Here is a 22217-nt window from a genome sequence, read left to right as displayed (position 1 = left end):
GAAATGCGGCCAGATAAATGCGGCTGCGAGCGTGATGTGCCCCCGACAGCCCTCAAAGTCAAGCCCCGGCAAGCAATGATGAAAGCTTTTTCATGCTCGTTTCAGCTTGCCTGCTGCAAACGTAACCACAACACGAAAGCAATCGCAGCGATGAAACCAAGAGCCGGGATCAGCGTTGCAAAAGCAATCACCGGATCACCCATAAGAGCTGCGATTGCACCACCCGCGAGCCCGCCGCCCATTTGAAAGAAGCCCATCATTGCTGACGCGGCACCCGCCATTTTGGGAAACGGTGCCATGCCCGCTGATGTCATTACAGGCATCACCAGTGCAACGCCAAAAGCAAAGAGCGCCATCGGCAGCATGACAAGCAAATAGGACGGCTCGAAAATGCGCAGCAACGTTGCGATAAGAATACTGGCAATGACCATAGCCACATATCCTGCTGCTGTAAGCTGGCGCGGCTGATAGACCCGCATCAACCGCCGAAACAGCAGGCTGCCCGCAAAGTAGCAACTCGTTTGCAGAAGAAGTCCCATGCCAAATTGCGTAGCCGTCATGCCCACACGCCCCATCAGAATGAAGGGCAGAATGGTCGCCGCTGTATAAAGCCCGCCCGTCGTGCCACCGACCCCAAGGCTCGCATAAATGAACTGACGGCTGGTCAGCAATGTGCGGTAAGAGCGCAGCAATTCCTTCGGTCTAATACGGCTAAGATCGCGAGTGACCGTTTCCTTGATGATAAAGATCGCCATCAGGACAACCAGGATGCCCAGACAGACCATCACGATGAAAATCGCCTGCCAGCCGAAAAGCTCCATCGTAAAACCACCCAGTGTCGGCGCGACAGCGGGCCCCACAGCAATCACAATGCCGATGAGATTCATCACGCGAGCCGATGCGTCATGAGTGAAAATATCGCGCACGATTGCGCGTGAAATCGTAACGCCGACAGCCGCTCCCACGCCTTGCAGGAATCGTGCCACCAACAGCTTATCGATGGTGGTCGAGAACAAGGCCATGATGCTTGCGGCCAGATAAATCATCATAAAAGCGATGGTGATGGGCCTGCGTCCAAAACCATCGGATAGCGGTCCGCAGATAAGCTGCGAAAAGCAGAAGCCCGCGAGATAGACAGATATGGTGAGCTTGACCAGCGCTTCGGTTGTGCCGAATGCATGGATTATTTCAGTCATGGCGGGCGTATAAAGCGCCATCGACATCAGACCCAATGCAGCCAGAAGACCGCCGATAACGCCGACCCTCAATTCGCTCATCACGGGTTGTGCGTTTTGAGTACTGCGAGGATCAGGCGCCACATTCATGGATTGCAACAATCGCTCTCGGCCCGACAGCGCGAAAAACCGCAACCAGAAAGCCTAATCTTCGAGGAATTTATAAGCGCTCGCGTTTTCATGGGAGCAGGATGTCGTTCATCCCTATTATCTGCGGCGAACAGGGTCAAGCCAAGGCTTTATGTCGAGGCAAAGATCGGCAAACGCCCTTGCCCCAACGACACTGAACTCCTAAGTCTGGTGCATATCGAATTCATTTGATCCGGAGTTTTCTCATGTCCGCCAAGCCCACCTACAATCACGCACTGACCGAATGGAATGGACCTCTGGGGCTGCCGGATTTCGCCGCATTCAAGGATGATGATTTCGCACCGGCTTTTGATGTAGCACTTGCGGAAGATCTTGCCGAGGTGGAAGCCATTGCTAATGAAACCACTGGACCGACTATTGAAAATACGCTGAAGGCTCTGCAGCTGACCGGCAAATCTCTCGACCGTGTATCTTCGATTTTCTGGATGCGTGCTGGCGCGCATAGCAACGACGATATCCAGACGCTGGAACGCGAAATCGCACCAAAAATGTCGCGCCATTACTCGCGCATCATGATGGACCCGGCGCTGTTTGCCCGCATCGATACGCTCTATGACAATCGCGACCATCTTGATCTTGATGTCGAAACCAAGCGCGTACTGGAAAAGACTTGGAAAGGTTTTGTCCGTTCTGGTGCCAAGCTTGATGAAGTTGGCAAGAAGGAACTGGCAGGCATCAATGAAAAGCTTGCCGGGCTTGGTGCGCGCTTTGGCCAGAACGTGCTGAAGGATGAATCCAGTTGGGCGCTCTTCATCACCGATGAAGCCGACCTTGCAGGGCTTCCGGATTTTCTGAAGAACGCGATGCAGAGTGCCGCCGCTGAACGTGGTCAGCCCGACGCATGGGCGGTTACGCTGTCACGCTCGATTGTTGAGCCATTCCTTTCCTTCTCGGAAAACCGCGAACTGCGCGAACAGGCCTTCAATGCGTGGGGCAAGCGCGGCGAAAACGGCGGCGATACCGACAATCGCGAGATCGTGCGCGAGATGGTGGAATTGCGCGAGCGCAAGGCGCATCTGCTCGGCTACGCCAACTTCGCAGCTTACAAGCTCGATGACACCATGGCCAAGACACCGAAAGCCGTTATGGATCTGCTGGAACCTGTCTGGGACAAGGCCCGCGCCAAAGCGCACGAAGAAGAAATCGAGCTAGAGCGGCTGATTGTGACCAATGGCGGCAACCACAAGGTTGCGCCATGGGACTGGCGTTTTTATGCCGAAAAGCTCCGCGCCGAGCGTTTTGCTTTCGATGAAGCAGAATTAAAGCCATATTTGCAGCTCGAAAAAATCATCGAAGCAAGCTTTGATGTTGCCACCCGTCTTTTCGGCATTCGCTTTGAAGAGCAGAAAGGCATTACCACCTGGCACCCCGATGTGCGGGTGTTTCAGGTGCTGAATGCCGATGGCAGCGAACGTGGCCTTTTCCTTGGCGATTATTTTGCCCGTACCTCCAAGCGTTCTGGTGCCTGGATGAGCGCATTGCAATCGAGCCATAAACTTGATGCCGGACAGAAGCCGTTCATCTACAATGTGATGAACTTTGCAAAGCCAAAGGCTGGTGAACCTGCCCTGCTTTCGCTGGATGATGCGCGAACACTGTTCCACGAATTCGGCCACGCGCTGCATGGGCTTTTGTCAGATGTGACATGGCCCGCAGTGTCCGGCACTGCCGTTTCGCGCGACTTTGTCGAACTGCCGTCGCAGCTTTATGAGCATTGGCTGACTGTGCCAGCCGTATTGGAAAAATATGCCGTGCATTATCGCACCCGTGAGGCCATGCCAAAGGCCTTGCTCGACAAGGTACTTGCAGCGCGATCCTTCAATGCGGGCTTCAACACGGTTGAGTTCACCTCGTCAGCGCTTGTGGATATGGCTTTCCATACGGGCAATGAAAAGATCGCAGATCCGCTGGCTTTTGAGGCGGCAACGCTGAAAAAGCTGTCGATGCCTGATGCCATCATCATGCGCCACCGTACGCCGCACTTCACCCACGTCTTCTCCGGTGATGGCTATTCAGCCGGTTACTATTCCTACATGTGGTCAGAAGTGCTGGATGCTGATGCATTCGCGGCATTTGAGGAAACCGGAGACGCTTTCAACCCTGAACTGGCGGCAAAGCTCAAACAGTATATCTATTCGGCTGGTGGCAGCCGCGATCCAGAAGAGCTGTACAAAGCATTCCGCGGCAAGATGCCGACACCCGATGCTATGATTGAAAAACGTGGATTGAATTAGGAACATGTCTCCAAAAAGTGGGCACCGGTTCTGGGATAAAAACACGCATTTTCAATGGAAAGGCCGGGAAACTGGCCTTTTCAGTTCTTATGGCTGAGAATGTTCACAAGGCGCCCGTAAGGATCACGCACAAAGAAACGGCGCACGTCCCATTCTTCATCACTCGGTCCATATTCGACAGCAAACCCAGCAGCAGTCATCCGCTCAAGCACTGCATCAACATCATCGACTTCGATGGAAAGATCGGGCACTGGCGTGCCCGATCCGCCTTCAGTGGCAAAGCTGATCTGCACCCGCGCTTCCGCATCGGCGGCATAGGTCACGATCCAGCCGTGGTCCATCACCACATCGAGTTCCAGCACGTCTCCATAGAAACGCTTCGCGGCCGACAGATTATCAGCCGCTATATTGGAAACGATGCGGCGGACGGCCATCAATATTCGCCGAGCTTGATGTCTGGCGTGTAATCGACGCCGTCGACTTCTTTCACCACTGGCTGACCGCAATGCAGAACCCCCGTTGCCGCGTTGAATGCATAGGTCGGGGAGCCGTAAAGCTGCCAACCCTTGTTCAGCGCTGCGGTAACGCGGTGGCAGAATGCAGAATCGTCCGGGCCAGTGATGAAACGATAGAGCTTCATAGTCTTTCTTCCTTTGTCATGATTATGAATTGGATTTCGCGAGCAGACGCTCAGCCATTTCGAGATGCAGGCGCTCGACCATCTGTCCGTCCAGCGACACCACGCCCTTATCCGCATTTTCTGGCTGCGCGAAGGCGGCAATCACTGCGCGGGCATGCGCAACATCTTCGTCTGATGGTGAAAAGGCCCGGTTGGCCGCTTCAATTTGCGAAGGATGAATGAGCGTCTTGCCGTCGAAGCCCATTGAAGCCGCCTGTATGCACTCGGCTTCATAGCCAACGCTGTCGCGAAAGTCGTTATAAACGCCATCAAGCACATCAATACCGCCAGCGCGTGCCGCGAGAATGATCTGCATGAGCCATGGGGTAAGATACGGCCGCCCGGCCTGCGGGCGTACACCAGTCGCCCGCGCAATATCGTTCGGCCCAACCACAAAGCAACCGAGCCTTGCTGCGGAACGATGTCCGAGAACTGCAATTTCATCTGCATTGAGAATGCCACGGGGCGTCTCGATCATTGCCCATACACGCACATCTAGATCCGCATCGTTGCGATCAAGCCGGTTCGCCGTATCGATAACATCCTGCGGTCGTTCCACCTTCGGCAGAAGCACAGCATCAGCCCCGATTTTAGCCGCAGCAGCCACGTCAGCCTTGCCCCATTCAGTATCGGCTGCATTGACCCGCACAACCCGTTCGAAACCAGCCCTCGGATGCTCTGCAAAATGCGCAGCAAGCGCGTCGCGTGCAGTCGTTTTAGCTTCGGGCGCGACAGAATCTTCCAGATCGTAAATCACGCAATCAGCTGCAAGCGTCAGTGACTTTTCAAGCGCACGGCTATTGGAAGCAGGCACGAACAATACAGAACGACGCGGACGAGCAATTGTTTTCATACACAATTTGTGCACTGAACGGCGTCAAGGTGCAAGCGCCATCCCCACACATTCATGGGACTTGAATTCCGCCTCATGGCCGCCTATTTTCAAGCCATCGGTTGGAATGCACCTGCCGTCCGCAGCCTTAGGCCATGGTAAAGCATTCTGGTTTTCGTTTTTGTTCCGGTGACGGCAGAAACGGCAATGCGGGCACCCGTTCATGAAAACGCCGCTCACAATCAGGAGCGAAAACAATGACCACAGCAACTGCTGGGCAAATGACGACTGACTTCAAGCATCAGGCCCGTAGATTACGTCAGGCTTTAGGCGAAGAAGGTATCACCATCAGCCACGGAAAGGCGCTCGACCTCGTCGCCCGCCAATCGGGTACGCGTGACTGGAATACGCTTGCTGCCACAAGCCACGAAAACGAAGCAGCGACGCCCGCTCAGGACGACACAGCACCTTATCGCGTTGGGCAACGTGTCTCTGGCATGTTCCACACTACGCCTTTCGATGCCCGCATCGTTGGTGTGGAAGAAACGATCAAGCGTGACTTGTGGCGCATCACACTGCAGTTTGAACCTGCGATCAATGTCGCAGTTTCACCGAACCTGTCGATGCTGCGCAGACGCTTTACCGTTGTGGTGGGTGCTGACGGCAAGTCGCGCCGCCTCACAGGTGTCGAGGCTGGTGGTATTGCGCTCAAGCTTTAAACACATGGCGGCCCGTTCCAAGAACAGGCCGCCAAAGCATGTTGCAGTTAAATGGCTCATTTAGCGTTCGCGAGCATGCGCCAATTAAATGAATCTAGAGCGATGGGGGCGATAAAACGCGACATGCTCTAGGTTGCGACCTATTGGGCACTTGTGGCCAGAAACATTGACTCTGTGTCATGCTGATGTAAACCAGTCTTCAAATTTGCAAATACCAAACTGACAGGCTCCAGATATGGATAAGTTCACCAAGCTCACGGGCGTTGCCGCCCCCCTGCCGATCGTCAATATCGATACGGACATGATTATCCCTAAGGATTATCTGAAGACGATCAAGCGCACGGGTCTGAGCAAGGGTCTGTTTGCTGAAATGCGCTTCAACGAAGACGGAACCGAAAACCCGGATTTCGTGCTGAACAAGCCTGGCTATCGCAATGCCCAGATTCTGGTAGCAGGCGATAATTTTGGTTGTGGCTCTTCGCGTGAACATGCGCCATGGGCACTGCTTGATTTCGGCATTCGTTGCGTAATATCGACTTCTTTCGCCGACATCTTCTACAACAACTGCTTCAAGAACGGCATTCTGCCGATCAAGGTGAGCCAGGAAGATCTCGACAAGCTGATGGACGATGCATCGCGCGGTGCCAACGCAACGCTGACGATCGACCTTGACGCCAAGGAAATTCACGGCCCCGATGGTGGCACGATTTCCTTCGACCTCGACGACTTCAAGCGTCACTGCCTGCTCAATGGCCTCGATGACATCGGTCTGACCATGGAAAAGGCAACCAGCATCGACACGTTCGAGGCACAGAACGCCCAACAGCGTCCCTGGGCATAATGGCTTTTAGTATTACAAGCTCATTGCCAGAGAGCCCGGCGGCCTGAATCATTGAATAGGACCCGGTTGGCTGAAATGGCCCGAGAAGATCAAAGCGGCGACTGGGCGGGACGTCTCTCGCCCTCGCTTGATGAAGTCGAATCCATTGCGATCGAAGCGTTAGCGCATCTTCCGCAGGAATTCCGCGCGCTTTGCGGTGACATCATCATTCAGATCGCTGATTTCCCTGAAGAACAGATCATCGAAGACCTTGGGCTGGAAACGCCTTTCGATCTTCTTGGCCTGTTTGAAGGTGTGGGCATTGGTGAGCGTTTCAGCCTGCAAACGGGTGATAGCCCGAACCGCATCACACTTTTCCGTCGCGCCATTCTCGACTACTGGTCTGAGCACGAAGAAACGCTCGGCGATATCATCACCCACGTGCTCATTCACGAAATTGGCCACCATTTCGGCCTTTCAGATGACGATATGGAAGCGCTCGAAGCGCATGCTGATTAGAGCAACGCGGACGTGATGAATGGTTGCGTTTTGCCACATCGGACCAAAATGGTGACAATTTCGGCGTTTTTTCCGTAGATTTCGATACAATCGCGTACAGATATTGCTTGGCGGGAATGATATAGCTTCTCGCAAAGCAATAAGAGTAGCGATCATGAGCGTGTCCCCGGCCATCTACCAGCTTCTCCTCGTTTACACGACCTATGTCATTGCCGCCGGCAGTCCCGGCCCAAGCAATATGCGCATTATGGGCGTCGCCATGAATCAGGGTCGAAAGGCGGGACTTATGTTCGCCGCCGGTGTTGTGACCGGCTCGATCTTCTGGGGCTTGATGGCTGCGACTGGCGTTTCGGCGATCCTCACACGCTTCGCGGAAGCACTGATTATTCTTAAAATCTTTGGCGGTCTTTATCTGCTCTATCTGGCCTTCAAGGCCGGACGCGCCGCCATGACATCGGATGCGAAAATCGCGACCCGAGCGCCCAATGGTGAGGCATTTCTCTCAGGCGGCGAACTGTACCGGCGTGGATTGCTGCTGCATCTCTCCAATCCCAAATCCATTTTGTCCTGGATTGCCTTAGTGACACTCGGTCTCGGTACTAACTCGTCATGGTCACATTTGGTTGCTTTTCTTGGCGGTTGTATTGTGCTTAGCATCACAATTTTCTGCGGCTACGCCATTGTGTTTTCAACGGCACCCATGGTGCGTTTGTATCGCAGCGCTCGTCGCTGGATCGAAGGTATATTGGCAGCAGTCTTTGGTCTGGCCGGTATCCGTCTGCTTCTGTCACGCTGAAACTGTTTGAGAAACGAGACGCTATATGGAATTTTTCAAGGGCCTTTCCGCTTTCCCGCTCACACCCATTGATGCAGCAGGCAACCTCATGGAGGAGACGCTGTGGCGTTTCCTTGAGCGCATTCACGCGGCAGGCGCAGATTCAATCGGCCTTCTCGGAAGCACTGGCGGATATGCCTTTCTCACACGCGAACAGCGGCAACACGCGGTTCAGACAGCCGTTAAATGCATCGGTGGCAAAACCCCGATTATCGTTGGCGTGGGCGCACTGCGCACCGATGACGCACAGGCCTTGGCACGTGATGCCGAAAATGCTGGCGCAGACGGGCTTTTGCTTGCTCCGGTATCCTATACGCCACTGACCCCGGAGGAAGTCTTCCAACACTTCCAAGCGGTGGCTGAGACAACCGCGCTGCCGCTTTGCGTCTACAACAATCCCGGGACCACCAAATTCGTGTTCAGTGATGAACTGATCGTGCGACTGGCGCATGTCAAAAATATCAAAGCGATTAAAATGCCGTTGCCCGCCAATGATGATTACGCTGCAGAAATCGCGAAGTTGCGGGCAGTAACGCCCGATGACTTCGCCATCGGTTACAGCGGCGATTGGGGCGCAAAGGCTGCCCTGCTCGCAGGGGCCGACGCTTTCTACAGCGTCGCAGCCGGGCTATTGCCGGTTCAATCGTTGGCGCTGGCACGCGCTTCACAAAGCGGCAATCAAAAAGAAGCAGAGCGTCTCAATGCCGCTTTTGAGCCGCTATGGGAACTGTTCAAAACCTTCGGCAGCTTCCGCGTCATGTATGTGATTACTGACCTTCTTGGCCTTGCGAAGATCGAACCGCCGCGACCCATTCTGCCACTGGCAGCAGAGCCACGTGGGCAAGTGGAAGCTGCACTCAATAAAATCAACGCATTAAACTTTTGACTTTATAACGCCTTCTTCGATCAAAAATTTGATGGCCATAAGGGCTGCCCATCGACTGCTTGATTCAAAAGATATCGTCGCTCCATTCTCGCACAGGTAGCACGCAACTTATCAATCTCCGGCAGAGTACCCATCGAAATAACTTCCTGCTAAAAATATGCAGGATATCACAAAACAAAAGGCGCCCCGACGGGCGCCTTTATTTCTTCAGATCAGGCTATGCTCAACCGAACATCAATGTTGCCGCGGGTTGCGTGCGAATACGGGCAGACGATGTGTGCAGCATTGACCAGCTCTTCGGCCTTGGCCTTGTCAACACCCGGCAGGTCAACCTCAAGAGCAACATCAAGGCCAAAGCCCGTGCCATCTTCACGCGGGCCGATGCCAACAGTTGCGGTCACGGTGCTGTCAGCTGAAATCGAAACCTTCTCCTTGGAAGCCACAAATTTCAGTGCGCCAAGAAAGCAGGCCGCATAACCGGAAGCAAAAAGCTGTTCCGGATTGGTACCCTCACCGCCTGAACCGCCCAGTTCCTTTGGTGTATCAAGAACGACACTAAGACGTCCGTCAGCGGTCTTTGCACTGCCGGTCCGTCCGCCGGTTGCGGTCGACTGTGTGGTATAGAGAATGGACATATGACTTCTCCTGTTTGTGAACTTATCTCCGCCGACAGAGTTGCAAATAATTAAATTGTTCGCAATCTAATTTTGCAAAATTTATTTTCACGATTATGTGACGCGCAATTCAATTGTGCATAGCGTATAGTCGAGATAAGGAAGGTGGATCATGAACAGCGACCGCAAAGATTCCCACTTGCACCTATCAGATATGGTCTGCTTTGCGATCTATTCGACCGCGAACGCACTGACGCGCGCCTATCAGCCAATCCTGAGCAAGCTCGACCTCACCTATCCACAATTTCTGGTCATGCTGGTCCTCTGGGAAAAGGACGATCAGACGGTCTCGGAAATTGGCGGTAAGCTTAATCTTGATTCCGGCACATTGACGCCGCTCCTCAAGCGCCTTGAAACGGCGGGCCGCATCAAGCGCCGCCGCGATCCGCAGGATGAGCGTCAGGTGCGCATCACATTGACAGATGAAGGCCGAGCATTGCGTGAAGCTGCGGAAAGTATCCCTGAACAGATTTTCTGCGCGCTGGGCCAACCATTGGAAGAACTGAAAGATATGCGTGCGCGATTGCTCGATATTCGCGGCAATCTTACGGATAGTGTGCCGCGCTAACAAAAAAGCGCCGGTTTCCCGGCGCTTTTGTTTTCAAATCATAAATGACTGATTACAGCGGTTCCAGTTCATATTGAATCGTTGGAACCGCTGTAACTATTTCTTTTTACGCTTTTCCGAACGCAAAACCGGTTCCCACTTTTGCTGGAAATGCTTTAAGCAGCCAGCGCCTTTGGTGTGATCAAGCCGCGAGCGACCAGAAGTTCTGCAATCTGGATCGTATTGAGAGCAGCACCCTTACGCAGATTGTCAGAAACAATCCACATGGCGAGACCGTTTTCGACAGTGATATCTTCGCGGATACGGCTGATATAGGTGGCGTCTTCGCCTGCCGATTCATAAGGCGTGATGTAACCACCGTCCTCGTGCTTATCAATGACCTGACAACCCGGTGCATCACGCAGAATTTCGCGAGCTTCTTCAGCGCTGATTGGGTTCTCAAACTCGATATTGACCGCTTCAGAGTGCCCAATAAACACCGGAACGCGTACAGCTGTAGCGGTGAGCTTGATCTTCGGATCAAGCATCTTCTTGGTTTCGGCCACCATCTTCCATTCTTCTTTGGTGTAGCCGTCTTCCATGAAGACGTCGATATGCGGGATCACGTTAAACGCGATGCGCTTGGTGAACTTCTGTGCCGTCACAGGATCAGCAACGAACACAGCACGCGATTGCTGGAACAGCTCATCCATGCCTTCCTTGCCAGCACCCGAGACGGACTGGTAGGTCGAAACGACAACGCGCTTGATCGTGGCTGCATCGTGCAAAGGTTTGAGTGCCACAACGAGCTGCGCTGTGGAGCAGTTCGGATTGGCAATGATGTTCTTCTTGCGGAAGCCTTCAATAGCGTCAGGGTTCACTTCCGGAACAATGAGCGGCACATTGGAGTCATAACGCCATGCGGACGAGTTATCGATAACGACGCAACCCTGCGCACCAATCTTTGGCGACCATTCCTTGGAAATATTTCCACCAGCGGACATGAGGCAAATGTCAGTATCGGAGAAGTCGTACTGGTCGAGCGCCTTTACCTTCAGCGTCTTGTCGCCATAGGACACTTCCGTACCCTGGCTGCGACGCGAAGCGAGAGCTACGACTTCATCAGCCGGAAAGCCACGTTCTTCGAGGATATTGAGCATTTCGCGACCGACATTTCCGGTGGCGCCGACGACTGCAATCTTAAAACCCATTTACCTTCTCCTGTCCTCTCCGCTTCCATAAAAACCCGCGACCAGCGGGCCTTTTCCCTGGGCCGGACCCGGGGAGAGAGGGCGAGCAGGCCAAGGGGTCAGACCGTTTTGGTGGTCGTTTTAATGCAAGTGGCCGTGGTAGTTTTGGAAACGGACGCCATGAGGGCACCGATGGCGATGAGGCCATTCAGTCCACACAGGCTATGTGATGCGCAAGAAGCGTTCACGGGATTGTCTCCTTTTCCGATTGCGCTTTTAAGCCCTTTGAAGAAAGAGTCAATGATTTCTCGAAGTGAAGCGCAACAAAACTGCTCAAAAATACAGGAACAATCCCGCTTATTACGTTGCGATATTGAAACGCAAAGGCCCGCGCGGTGAATGCTGCGCGGGCCTTTGATTAAAGCTGATTAAAATCAATAAAGGAGACGCGTCCGCACGGTGCCCGGAATTTCACGCATCGCCTGAAGTACATCTTCGGCATGATCTTCCATCGCGTCGCCTTCGATCACGACGTAACCAACTTCGCCATCGGTTTGCAAAAACTGGCTGACGATATTGATGTTATGCGAGGAGAAAATATTCACGAGGCTGTTGAGAATCCCCGGGCGGTTTTCGTGCACATGCATGAAACGCGTGCCGCTTGGGCGTGCAGGCAGCTGCACCTGTGGGAAATTGACCGCACCAAGCGTCGAGCCCACATCGGAATATTCCACCAGCTTGCGGGTGACTTCAAGACCGATACGTTCCTGCGCTTCCTCGGTTGAGCCGCCAATATGCGGGGTGAGAATGACATTCTCCAGGCCCTGCAATGGTGAAACGAAAGGGTCCTTATTGGAAGCGGGCTCGACCGGAAACACGTCAATCGCGGCACCGGCGAGATGGCCTTCTTTCAGAACCTTCGCTAAGGCTTCCAGATCAACCACGGAACCGCGCGCGTTGTTGATAAGGAAGGCGCCCTTCTTCATCTTGCGCAGCTTCGCTTCGGTAATCATCTTGGCAGTCGACTTGGTCGATGGCACATGCAGGCTGATCACGTCCGAAATTTCGAGCAATTCGTCGAGTGTCTCGGTCGGAATTACGTTGCCGTATTGCAGCTTGTCGGTCATGTCGAAATAACGAACCGTCATGCCGAGGCTTTCGGCGAGGTTACCGACCTGCGAACCGATATTGCCGTAGCCAACGATGCCCAGCGTCTTGCCGCGCACTTCCCGGCTGCCGGTTGCACTCTTGTCCCAGCCACCTGTGTGAGCCGCATTGGAACGCGGCAAAATCCGGCGCATCAGCATGATGATTTCACCAATCACCAGCTCAGCCACAGAGCGCGTGTTGGAGAAAGGTGCATTGAAAACCGGAATGCCGCGCTTGCGTGCAGCCTTGAGATCAACCTGATTGGTGCCAACCGAGTAACAACCGACCGCGATCAGGCGCTGCGCTGCTTCAAACACTTCATCGGTGAGCTGTGTGCGCGAGCGAATGCCGACGATATGCGCCGATGAGATCGCTTCGATCAGATCGGCCTTGTCGAGCGCCTTCGGCATATGAACGACGTTGGTGTAGCCAGTCGATTTGAAATAATCGACAGCAGACTGGTTGATGCCTTCGAGAAGAAGAACATTGATACGCTCACGCGCGAATGAAAGACGTGCAGTCATAGTTGGGGCTTCCAGGCCTAGAACGCAGTGTGTGCTACCGGGCGCACAAAGGACGCTCTAATAATTTAAATTTGCCGCGTAATTCTACCTTAAACCGATCCGGATCTAAGGATTATGCGGCAGGGGCACAGTGCTCTCTCAGCGACATAGATCATTTCTGGATTAATTGGTCCGAAAACCGGCTCCCACTTTTCGGGATGTGCTCCAGATCAATCCACAAATGTCGTCGCCGCGAGATTTTGGGGCATGTTGATGATTTCGCCATATAAGTTTGTCGGCATTTGTCGCGAGAGCGACTTAGCACCCAAAGCCCAAGGAAAAAAGCCAATTCGACGAAAACAGGCTGATTTGCGTCGTATTTGGATAATCATTCCAATTCGTCCGCTAACGAGCAGTGCGGAGTGTCCAAAATGCACCTTACCCCCGGTTCAACAGCCTAGTCTTCGGAGCGACTCATTGTTGTACGGTCGCGATCATATCGGTTCTGGAGGGGAAACGGTGGCAACCAGGACTCACGGCGAATAGTCCAGAGCTCATAGGTCGGGGTAAACTGATCAATGTCATCCAGCGAGCCGAGGTTAATCTCAACCTCATCCCCTGAACGGGAAAAAACAGACGAGCCACAGCGCGGGCAGAAAAACCGCCCTTCATAATCGCGCGTCTCTCCATCCACGGTAACCCCAGCTTCAGGAAAAATCGCCGAGGCATGAAACAGTGCTCCATGTTGCTTGCGGCAATCGAGGCAGTGACAAATGCCTACGCGATAAGGTTCCCCGAAAGCGACGAACCGAACATCGCCACACAGACAACCACCTGTAAAACGGTCCATTTCTTTCTCTCCCAGAATAATGCCCAAGTGAAATGCTACTGCGAACAGCCGTGCCCGTCCAATTTGTCTTGGCGCCGCTGCACATGACCTTTCGGCTTTCAGTTAAGGCCGCGCCTTTCTCATACTAAAAGATAATAAACGGATTAAACGATTCAGTTCATCATGCTCTCGTGGAAAAAGTGCGCGGAAGTTGGAGGAGAACGTCCACGCACGTCAGCAAAAATGCTGTTGGGAGGAACCTTATGTCAGTTCAATCGAGCGCCAAGGTCGGCGCGCAAAAAATGACGCGTGAAGAAAAGAAGGTCATTTTCGCTTCTTCACTCGGCACAGTATTTGAATGGTACGACTTTTATCTCTACGGAACACTGGCTGCCTTTATTGGCGCGGCGTTCTTTAATGAATATCCTGAAACAACCCGTAATATCTTCGTCTTGCTCGCATTCGCAGCAGGCTTTCTCGTGCGCCCGTTCGGCGCGCTCGTCTTCGGACGCATCGGCGATCTCGTCGGTCGTAAATATACCTTCCTTGTGACCATCGTCATCATGGGCGCATCGACCTTTCTCGTCGGTATTTTGCCCGGATCGGCAACTCTTGGTATCGTCGCACCCGCAATCCTGATCATTCTGCGCATGTTGCAGGGTCTGGCGCTCGGCGGTGAATATGGTGGCGCTGCAACTTATGTTGCCGAACACGCACCAAATGGCCGTCGCGGCTTCTATACGTCTTGGATTCAGACAACAGCGACACTGGGCCTGTTCCTTTCGCTGATGGTCATCCTTAGCATTCAGAATGTCATGACCACTGAGTCCTTTGCGGCTTGGGGTTGGCGTATTCCTTTCCTGGTTTCGATTGTTCTTTTGGGTATTTCGGTCTGGATCCGCTTGCAGATGAGCGAATCCCCGGCATTCAAAAAAATGAAGGAAGAAGGAAAAACATCCAAGGCACCACTTACGGAAGCATTCGGTCAGTGGAAAAATGCTAAAATTGCCCTTATCGCTCTGTTCGGTCTTACAATGGGTCAGGCCGTTGTCTGGTATTGCGGTCAGTTTTATGCACTGTTTTTCCTCCAGAACGTGTTGAAAGTCGAAAACCAATCGGCAAACATCATGGTCGCGGCGGCGCTTATTCTCGGCACCGGCTTCTTCGTCGTCTTCGGCTGGCTCTCGGATAAGATTGGCCGCAAGCCTATCATCATGGCGGGCCTGCTTCTTGCAGCAGTCACCTACTTCCCGCTGTTCAAGGCACTGACACAGGCTGCCAATCCTGCACTTGCTCAAGCTGAACAGACGATCCGCGCCACGGTTACTGCGGCACCGGGCGACTGTAACTTCCAGTTCAACGCAACCGGCACATCGAAGTTTACCAGTTCCTGCGATATCGCAACGAGCTTCCTGTCGCGCAGTGCTGTTCCCTATGATGTCGTAACCGGCCCTGCAGGACAGCCCGCAACCATCAAAATCGGCGACTCAACAGTGACGTCCTTCGATGCGATCCAGGCTGGTGCAGAAGCAACTGCCAAGCAGGCTGGCTTGACCCACGACATCAATCTAGCTTTGCAGAAGGCAGGTTGGCCGTTGATTCGTAGCCCGGCAAAAGTTGCAGATTCCAAGCTCGATGCATTCATCGCAGCCAATCCGGAACTGGCACTGAATGCGGAAGCCATTCGTGCGGGCGAAAAAGCAAGCATGTCGAGTGCAGATCTCGTCAAGAACAAGATCATCACGCAGGCAGAAGCCGATGCGGCAGCTCAGCCTGAGCAGGCTGTCTACACCATCCCGAATGCCGGTGCTTTCAAGATGGTTGCGGACCCATCGCAGATCAATTGGGTCATGACGATCGCAATTCTTACTGTCCTCGTGATCTATGTCACGATGGTCTATGGTCCGATCGCAGCTATCCTTGTTGAGATGTTCCCGACCCGTATCCGCTATACAGGCATGTCTTTGCCATATCATATCGGCAACGGTTGGTTCGGTGGTCTTCTGCCAGCAACCGTCTTTGCGATGAGTGCCGCCAAGGGCGATATCTATTACGGTCTTTGGTATCCGATCATCATTGCAACGATCACACTGGTTATTGGCATCCTGTTCGTTAAGGAAACCAAAGATGTCGATCTCAATAAGATCGCTTAATCTGTAAGGTGTTCAAAACACGGAAACGCCGCCTCATGGGCGGCGTTTTCGTTTGTGAAGACGACTGTATAATTTAGCCCGATGGAGCGACCTTGTGTAGCGCCCAATAGAGCGCACGGCGCTCTATCAGCGATATTGCGCTTCGATCTCGATCAGCTTTTGCTTGCGCCAAAGCCCGCCACCATAGCCCGTCAATGATCCGTCTGCGCCAATCACGCGATGACAAGGAATGATGATCGCAATCTGATTGGCACCGTTCGCGCGGGCCACGGCGCGCACTGCAAGCGGTTTGTCTACCACCCTTGCGATCTCGCTATAGCTTCGGGTCTCGCCTGCTCCGATGTTCTGCAATTCGCGCCAGACATCGCGCGTAAACTCGCTACCGTGATAGACCAGCGGAATATCGAATTTAGCAGATCGACCTGCGAAAAATGCTTCAAGCTGCTGCTCAAGCTGATCATGAACGGGATAGCGCCCGATACCGATTGCGCCATGACAAGCCTTGTGCAGCTTTTTAAGCTCTTGCGGCAGAGCTTTGCGGTCGGCAAATTCCAGTAGATGTAGGGACGATTGATCACATACCGCGATCATCGTGCCGAGCGGCGTTCTGATCCAGTCGGCACGCAGCAACCCATCTTTTTGCAACTGCGCAGGCGGCAGTCCCAAAATCCGGGCGAAGGCATTGCGGAAAGCATCGGGCGATTCAAAACCGGCATCCACCTGCGCATCAATGACGCGATCACCTTGAGCCAAAGCCTGAAATCCTTGCCGCAATCGCTCCTGTCGCGCCATCTCCAGAAACGTAATACCGAAATGTCTTCTGAAACTGCGGCGCACCGTGGATGGGTCAAGCCCCATGCCCGCCACATCATCTTCACTCCAACGGCGTTGAGGCTGCGCCTCCAGTGCCTTCAACAAACGTTCCACAGATGCGTCTGCTTCCGCCGCTGGCTGCAACGGATGACATCTTTTGCACGGCCTGAAACCGTCGGCTATGCATTCGGGAATAGAAGCAAAGAACCTGCAATTTTCTTTGAGCGGCTTTCTTGCCGGACAGGTCAACCGGCAGAAAATGCCAGTTGAAAGGACACCAACATACGCTTTGCCCTCATAAGCCGCGTCACGGGCAAGCAATGCGTCATACAAGACGCTCGGATTTGGAAGCGTGTTTAACATACTTACCATTCTTAGTGTCTACGCTGGAAATTGCAGCCGGAAATCGGGCGTTTATTTTCCACTACACAATCAACTGTCATGTACTGACAACCGCTTTACCACAACAGAACAATTCGTTTCATTTTCAATAAACAACGCGCTATTCATCAAGAAACGGTAGTTATTGATCATCGTCGTGAAGCTATAGATACAGGTGGAAATTGCCTTCTGGAGTTGAAACCACCATCAGCGCCGCTGATGCTTTTTCTCATATGAGAATTATCAATGGCATGGGCATCAGCCTGTGCCTGTCACGACTGCTCATCTTCGCGTCCAAATTCGTCCAGCATCCCAACAAGCATAAGATATCCTATATGCATATTGGGTGGGTCGTCGTTGTATTTCTCTGGATCATCCAGTTCTGGTGGGAGTATTTATTCCAAAGCGGAACAAAGAGTTACAATGTCTACACCTATGTGCTTGACCTGCTCTATGTCTTCAGCCTCTTCTTCGTCTGCGTTACACTAACTCCCGACGACATTAAAGAATATGGCGACTACGAGAGCTATTTTCTATCGAGAAAGATATGGCTCTTTTCGCTTTTCATCTTTCTCAACCTGATACAATTCCTGAATGGCACAGGTCCGCAATTCTCAATTGACCACAAAGAGTCCTATCTGGGCGAATTCATCCTGTTTGCGGTTGAAACCGCAGCCATACTCTTCGCCATGCGCTTAAAACGCAAAGGATTTCAGTATTTCTTTATCGCGCTGCTGATCGCTGGCGTCTTTGCAGATTTTACGTTGCAGTTGGATTAGAGCGCAAAACAAAAAAGCCGCCGTGTGGTGTTCACACGACGGCTCGTCAATAATTATTCGACCAGCAATTAAGCCGAAAGCGCTTTGAACTTCGCAAGGATCGCATCGCCCATTTCGACGGTGCCGATCTTGGTCTTGCCTTCCGACCAGATGTCGGCCGTGCGCAGACCATCATCGAGAACACCAGCGATTGCTGCTTCCAGACGATCAGCTTCATCAATCAGATTGAACGAATAGCGCAAGCACATGGCGAGCGACGCAATCATTGCAATCGGATTGGCGCTGCCCTGACCTGCGATGTCGGGAGCGGAGCCATGTACTGGCTCATAAAGCGCCTTGCGCTTACCGGTCTTGGCATCGGCAGCACCGAGCGAAGCAGATGGCAACATACCGAGCGAACCGGTCAGCATTGCTGCAACGTCAGAAAGCATATCGCCGAACAGATTGTCGGTGACAATCACGTCGAACTGCTTAGGCCAGCGGACGAGTTGCATTCCGCCAGCATCAGCCAGCATATGCTCAAGTTCTACATCGGAATGCTTTTCCTTGTGACGCGCCGTAACGACCTGATTCCACAAGACGCCCGACTTCATCACATTGCGCTTTTCCATCGACGTGACTTTGTTGCGGCGGGTGCGCGCAAGTTCAAAAGCCACATCGGCAATGCGTTCGATTTCGTAAGTGTCGTAAACCTGTGTGTCGATACCGCGCTTCTGGCCATTGCCCAGATCGATGATTTCCTTCGGCTCACCGAAATAAACACCGCCGGTCAGTTCGCGCAGGATCAGAATGTCGAGACCTTCGATCACTTCCGGCTTCAGCGACGATGAGTGAGCAAGCGCTGGATAGCAGATTGCCGGGCGCAAATTGGCATAGAGTGCCAAATCCTTGCGCAGACGCAGGAGGCCTGCTTCCGGGCGCACTTCATAAGGCACGCTGTCCCACTTCGGACCACCAACGGCACCGAAAAGCACAGCATCCGCAGCAAGCGCCTTTTCCATATCGGCATCAGAAATAGCTTGTCCATGCGCATCATATGCCGATCCGCCAACCAGACCTTCATCGGTTTCAAAACCGAGATTAAGACCGGAGTTGAGGAAAGCGATAATTTTGCGGACCTCAGCCATTGCTTCAGGACCGATGCCATCACCGGGCAGGAGAAGGAGTTTTCTGGATGCCATAATGCCAAGCCTCTGTTTTTTCTCGCACAATAACGGCAGGGAAATCAGATTCCGAAATCGTGCTTTCAAGTTCCGCGAGGGTTATAGAGCCCCCTCGCGTGGCAAGCAACAACCAGCAACGTGAAATTTATGAAAAAGAACAGAGGATATGTAGAAATTATATAACAGCAGTTGTGAGTCGAGATCAGAGACCGACTAGACCCTATTCCAGCGTACGCGCTTCCGACGGCAACATGATCGGGATGCCACCCCGAACCGGATAGGCAAGCTTGGCTTTCTCGGAAATCAGCTCACTGTTTTCTGCATCATATTTCAGTGATCCTTTGGTCAAAGGGCACACAAGCAATTCAAGCAGCTTGACGTCGATATTGCCGGTGTTTTCATTTTCAGTCATTGGCTTTTCCTAGAGAATTTCCTGTTTAAGCAGAATCGTTAGAAATGCGTCTCACTGTTTGTTTTTACGCACGTCTTTATCCCATCGTAGCGGGGCCAGAAATCAGTCCGGTGGACTGATTTTCCCGCGAAGGCGGTTCCCACTTTTGGGAGACATGCTCTAAGCACTCATGCATTCATTGCAGGCGCGAACCGTAATCATCCTTGACCTTGGCAAGGACCATTTCTGTAATGGCGATTAGCGTCGCTGCGCGTGTTTTCAAATCAGGCGCTTCCAGCAATGCCTGCTTTTCGGCGGGTCCGAAAGGCGACATCATCGACAAAGCATTGACCAATGTGTCGTTGCCCGCACGCGAAATGCTGTCCCAATCAGCTTCCAGACTATGCACTTCAAGATAATCTCGGAAAGCTCGGAGCAGCGCATCACGGTCGATTTCACCCAGATCAGGTGCGTTTTCCAAGTCCGCCAAAAACGGTGCAATCCGGCATTGACGATAAGGCTTGCGGCAGTTGATTTCATCCAGCACCCTGAACCGGCATATGCCCTGTAGCGTAATGAGGACACGCCCATCTCCGGTTTCTGCGTATGTAGTGATACGCCCGAGGCATCCGACCTGGCTCAACTGCGGTCGCGCAGTCTCGTCAAATCTGTCACTGTCGTCCTCGTCATCCTGACCCTCTTCAATACGCGGTTGGATCATGGCGATAATCCGCTTTCCGGCCAGCGCATCTTCCACCATTTCCAGATAGCGAGGCTCGAAAATATTCAGCGGCAGCTGTCCACCGGGCAAAAGCAGCGCGCCTCTCAATGGGAAGATCGACACCAGCTCCGGTATATCAGCGCCCGTCCGGTAACGGGCATTGCCCACTTGCATTACACTCTCCCTTAGAGCGCATTCCGAAGAGGTAGAACTGTTTCGGAGCGCCTCGATAAATGATTGCACCGCGCCTGTTCAGGAGAACAGGAGCGACGAAAGCTTGCGCCGTGCGCCCAGAGTTGCCGGGTCAGTATTGCCCCAAGCCTCAAAGAACTGCAAAAGCTGCTTGCGCGCTCCATCGTCCTCCCAGGTGCGATCGGCTTTCATAATTGCCAGCAATTCATCAGCCGCATCTTCACGTCGCCCTTGCGCATTGCGCACCTGCGCAAGATCAAACCGTGCCTGATAGTCTTTTGGATCGGCCTGCACGCGGCGTTCCAGTTCAATTGGATCGCCGATGAGCTTCACCTGATCTGCAAGCGCAAGGCGGGCCTCGAGCGCGCGTACAGGCGCTGCATCATGTTTGTCTTCGGGCAAGCTTGTCAGAATTTCCCGCGCCTTGTCTGCATCACCTGATTCAAGCAAGCACGTCGCAAGGCCGACTACTGCATCCAAATTATCCGGTGCAACTTGCAGGATCGACGAGAATATCTGCGAAGCCTGAACAAAATCGCCTGCCTCAACCAATTCCTTGGCCGCATTCACCGCTTCGGCAATCGCTGCTTCCTGATCGCTTGGGCCGCCAATCTTGGCGATGAATTCCTTGACCTTGGATTCCGGCAGAGCGCCCATAAAGCCATCTGCTGGCTGGCCATTGACGAAGGCAATGACCGCTGGAATGGACTGAATGCCGAGCTGGCCAGCGATTGACGGATGATCGTCAATATTCATCTTCACCAGCTTGACCGCCCCGCCCGCTTCACGCACGGCTTTTTCGATAATCGGCGTCAACTGCTTGCAAGGGCCGCACCATGGCGCCCAAAAATCAACAAGCACAGGCTGATTGCGCGATTCCGCCAGAACATCCGCCTGAAAGCCCGCAGTCGTGGTGTCCTTGATAAGATCGCCACCACCAACGGCTGTCGTTGTGGTGCCGAACGACACATTGCCGGTCATTTGTCCGCTTGCACTCGAATAAGGATTGTTCTGGCTCGTCATCTGATATTCCTTATGTCTTCCAGCATGCATATAGGACAGCACCAAGCTGGTTTCGATATTTCAGTTCGTATTTACAGCGGCCAATTTCAAGTCGCTTTCACAATCGAGACGTCAAAGCGCAGTCTATACCGATGATGCCGCTTTCGCATCCTCTGATACAGCCAATATGCGCACCTCATGCCCCGTGGCGGCAAGAAATCGGATCAGATCATCGCGTTTGATTGATGTCGTCGCTTCATTGGTCAAAGGATGGCCATTGATGATGCCGTTTTCCATCAACCCAGCATCCAGAATGATCTGAACATTATGGTCGGTATCATTCACCGCACCAAACACCGTCACACCGCCGGGCACGACACCGAGATATTCCATCAGCTTTTCAGGCTTGCCGAACGAAACACGGCTGCTGGCACCAATGATTTGGTGGATCGACTTGAGATCGACAACCGCTTCCTCGTCTACCGTCACCAGAAAGAAATTGTCTTTCTTGTCTTTCAGAAACAGGTTCTTGGTGTGCCCACCGGCGATTTCCCCACGCAGATGCTGTGAATCAGCAACCGTGAACAATGGCGGATGCTCGACTGTTGTAACCTCGATATCGAGGCTTTTCAGATAGTCGTGAAGTTCATGCGATGTCAGAGGCATGCTTAACCCTACTCCCCAAGTAGTCAGACTGTCTCACGCTGTTTCGTGATTTTATACACTCATAATGCACCCAGCTGAACACGCAATATCGTAGACATTTTCAAAGGCCGAAAGGGCGGGTTTCGCTTCGCATGAGTGAATCACTCAGAATCTAG

At 53.0% G+C, this 22217-nt stretch carries 23 protein-coding genes; 9 read left to right on the top strand and 14 right to left on the bottom strand.

Translation table 11 applies throughout. The features are described 5' to 3' along the window. Positions 1 to 101: 101 nt before the first annotated feature. Complete coding sequence (locus OIV19_RS10605) at positions 102 to 1277, bottom strand: multidrug effflux MFS transporter (protein WP_264231607.1); 1176 nt, start codon at positions 1275 to 1277, stop codon at positions 102 to 104. A 293-nt stretch (positions 1278 to 1570) separates the two neighbouring features. Between OIV19_RS10605 and OIV19_RS10600 the strand changes: the two genes are divergently transcribed. Further along, positions 1571 to 3619, top strand: a complete 2049-nt coding sequence (locus tag OIV19_RS10600) for a M3 family metallopeptidase (RefSeq protein ID WP_264231606.1) — start codon at positions 1571 to 1573, stop codon at positions 3617 to 3619. Between the two features lie 80 nt (positions 3620 to 3699). On the opposite strand, the gene OIV19_RS10595 is transcribed toward OIV19_RS10600, so the two are convergent. The 3 genes from OIV19_RS10595 to OIV19_RS10585 are packed head-to-tail and all read right to left on the bottom strand — an operon-like array spanning position 3700 to position 5151. Continuing rightward, positions 3700 to 4053, bottom strand: coding sequence for a VOC family protein (locus tag OIV19_RS10595; protein WP_151091109.1), 354 nt, complete (start codon positions 4051 to 4053; stop codon positions 3700 to 3702). Then, positions 4053 to 4259, bottom strand: coding sequence for a DUF1737 domain-containing protein (locus tag OIV19_RS10590; protein ID WP_007877777.1), 207 nt, complete (start codon positions 4257 to 4259; stop codon positions 4053 to 4055). The genes OIV19_RS10595 and OIV19_RS10590 overlap by 1 nt, the downstream gene beginning before the upstream one ends. A gap of 22 nt (positions 4260 to 4281) precedes the next feature. Continuing rightward, the gene (locus OIV19_RS10585; protein WP_264231605.1) at positions 4282 to 5151 is read right to left on the bottom strand and encodes an HpcH/HpaI aldolase/citrate lyase family protein; all 870 of its coding nucleotides are present in this window, start codon (positions 5149 to 5151) and stop codon (positions 4282 to 4284) included. Between the two features lie 236 nt (positions 5152 to 5387). Here OIV19_RS10585 and OIV19_RS10580 point away from each other — a divergent pair, with 236 nt between their 5' ends. The 5 genes from OIV19_RS10580 to OIV19_RS10560 all read left to right on the top strand — a co-directional run bounded on the left by OIV19_RS10580 (position 5388) and on the right by OIV19_RS10560 (position 8909). Then, complete coding sequence (locus OIV19_RS10580) at positions 5388 to 5849, top strand: glyoxalase superfamily protein (protein WP_151091111.1); 462 nt, start codon at positions 5388 to 5390, stop codon at positions 5847 to 5849. A gap of 235 nt (positions 5850 to 6084) precedes the next feature. Next, positions 6085 to 6690, top strand: a complete 606-nt coding sequence (gene leuD / locus OIV19_RS10575) for a 3-isopropylmalate dehydratase small subunit (protein ID WP_095445035.1) — start codon at positions 6085 to 6087, stop codon at positions 6688 to 6690. 75 nt (positions 6691 to 6765) lie between these two features. Then, a complete protein-coding gene (locus OIV19_RS10570; protein ID WP_095445036.1) occupies positions 6766 to 7188 on the top strand; it encodes a metallopeptidase family protein in 423 nt (140 codons plus the stop codon). A 154-nt stretch (positions 7189 to 7342) separates the two neighbouring features. Then, positions 7343 to 7984 carry a LysE family translocator gene (locus OIV19_RS10565; protein WP_264231604.1) on the top strand — a complete coding sequence of 214 codons (642 nt, stop codon included), beginning with the start codon at positions 7343 to 7345 and terminating at the stop codon, positions 7982 to 7984. Between the two features lie 25 nt (positions 7985 to 8009). Beyond that, complete coding sequence (locus OIV19_RS10560; protein ID WP_264231603.1) at positions 8010 to 8909, top strand: dihydrodipicolinate synthase family protein; 900 nt, start codon at positions 8010 to 8012, stop codon at positions 8907 to 8909. 212 nt (positions 8910 to 9121) lie between these two features. Here the strand turns inward: OIV19_RS10560 and OIV19_RS10555 are convergent, their stop codons facing one another. Continuing rightward, positions 9122 to 9544, bottom strand: coding sequence for an organic hydroperoxide resistance protein (locus OIV19_RS10555; protein ID WP_264231602.1), 423 nt, complete (start codon positions 9542 to 9544; stop codon positions 9122 to 9124). A 151-nt stretch (positions 9545 to 9695) separates the two neighbouring features. Between OIV19_RS10555 and ohrR the strand changes: the two genes are divergently transcribed. Beyond that, entirely contained in the window at positions 9696 to 10151 is a 456-nt protein-coding gene (gene ohrR / locus OIV19_RS10550; protein WP_151091114.1) for a transcriptional regulator OhrR, read from the top strand. Between the two features lie 155 nt (positions 10152 to 10306). Here ohrR and OIV19_RS10545 read toward each other — a convergent pair whose 3' ends face one another. From OIV19_RS10545 to OIV19_RS10535, 3 genes are all read right to left on the bottom strand, one after another. Next, a complete protein-coding gene (locus OIV19_RS10545; RefSeq protein WP_151091115.1) occupies positions 10307 to 11341 on the bottom strand; it encodes an aspartate-semialdehyde dehydrogenase in 1035 nt (344 codons plus the stop codon). Positions 11342 to 11754: 413 nt separating this feature from the next. Further along, a complete protein-coding gene (gene serA / locus OIV19_RS10540) occupies positions 11755 to 12993 on the bottom strand; it encodes a phosphoglycerate dehydrogenase (RefSeq protein WP_151091116.1) in 1239 nt (412 codons plus the stop codon). A 436-nt stretch (positions 12994 to 13429) separates the two neighbouring features. Continuing rightward, complete coding sequence (locus OIV19_RS10535) at positions 13430 to 13822, bottom strand: GFA family protein (RefSeq protein ID WP_191793357.1); 393 nt, start codon at positions 13820 to 13822, stop codon at positions 13430 to 13432. A gap of 242 nt (positions 13823 to 14064) precedes the next feature. Between OIV19_RS10535 and OIV19_RS10530 the strand changes: the two genes are divergently transcribed. Then, positions 14065 to 15954: an MFS transporter gene (locus OIV19_RS10530; protein WP_264231601.1), complete on the top strand. Its 1890-nt coding sequence runs from the start codon at positions 14065 to 14067 to the stop codon at positions 15952 to 15954. Positions 15955 to 16080: 126 nt separating this feature from the next. Here OIV19_RS10530 and OIV19_RS10525 read toward each other — a convergent pair whose 3' ends face one another. Beyond that, positions 16081 to 17130, bottom strand: a complete 1050-nt coding sequence (locus OIV19_RS10525; protein ID WP_264231634.1) for a trifunctional transcriptional activator/DNA repair protein Ada/methylated-DNA--[protein]-cysteine S-methyltransferase — start codon at positions 17128 to 17130, stop codon at positions 16081 to 16083. Positions 17131 to 17330: 200 nt separating this feature from the next. Here OIV19_RS10525 and OIV19_RS10520 point away from each other — a divergent pair, with 200 nt between their 5' ends. After that, on the top strand, positions 17331 to 17927 hold the full coding sequence (locus OIV19_RS10520) for a hypothetical protein (protein WP_264231600.1): 597 nt from the start codon (positions 17331 to 17333) through the stop codon (positions 17925 to 17927). 68 nt (positions 17928 to 17995) lie between these two features. Here the strand turns inward: OIV19_RS10520 and leuB are convergent, their stop codons facing one another. The 5 genes from leuB to OIV19_RS10495 all read right to left on the bottom strand — a co-directional run bounded on the left by leuB (position 17996) and on the right by OIV19_RS10495 (position 22062). Then, entirely contained in the window at positions 17996 to 19108 is a 1113-nt protein-coding gene (leuB, locus tag OIV19_RS10515; RefSeq protein WP_024897614.1) for a 3-isopropylmalate dehydrogenase, read from the bottom strand. Between the two features lie 202 nt (positions 19109 to 19310). Then, positions 19311 to 19502, bottom strand: a complete 192-nt coding sequence (locus OIV19_RS10510) for a Trm112 family protein (protein WP_264231599.1) — start codon at positions 19500 to 19502, stop codon at positions 19311 to 19313. Between the two features lie 175 nt (positions 19503 to 19677). Next, complete coding sequence (locus OIV19_RS10505; RefSeq protein ID WP_264231598.1) at positions 19678 to 20376, bottom strand: LON peptidase substrate-binding domain-containing protein; 699 nt, start codon at positions 20374 to 20376, stop codon at positions 19678 to 19680. Positions 20377 to 20454: 78 nt separating this feature from the next. Then, positions 20455 to 21417 carry a thioredoxin gene (gene trxA, locus OIV19_RS10500; RefSeq protein WP_264231597.1) on the bottom strand — a complete coding sequence of 321 codons (963 nt, stop codon included), beginning with the start codon at positions 21415 to 21417 and terminating at the stop codon, positions 20455 to 20457. Between the two features lie 123 nt (positions 21418 to 21540). Continuing rightward, positions 21541 to 22062 (bottom strand): prolyl-tRNA synthetase associated domain-containing protein, encoded by a 522-nt coding sequence (locus OIV19_RS10495; RefSeq protein ID WP_151091124.1) that lies wholly within the window; start codon positions 22060 to 22062, stop codon positions 21541 to 21543. Between the last annotated feature and the right edge of the window lie 155 nt (positions 22063 to 22217).

The sequence above is a fragment of the Brucella sp. HL-2 genome (assembly GCF_025846885.2).
In the GTDB taxonomy this organism is placed as follows: domain Bacteria; phylum Pseudomonadota; class Alphaproteobacteria; order Rhizobiales; family Rhizobiaceae; genus Brucella; species Brucella quorumnocens.
Note: the sequence above shows the minus strand (reverse complement) of the source record. Positions and strands in the feature narration are given on the sequence as shown.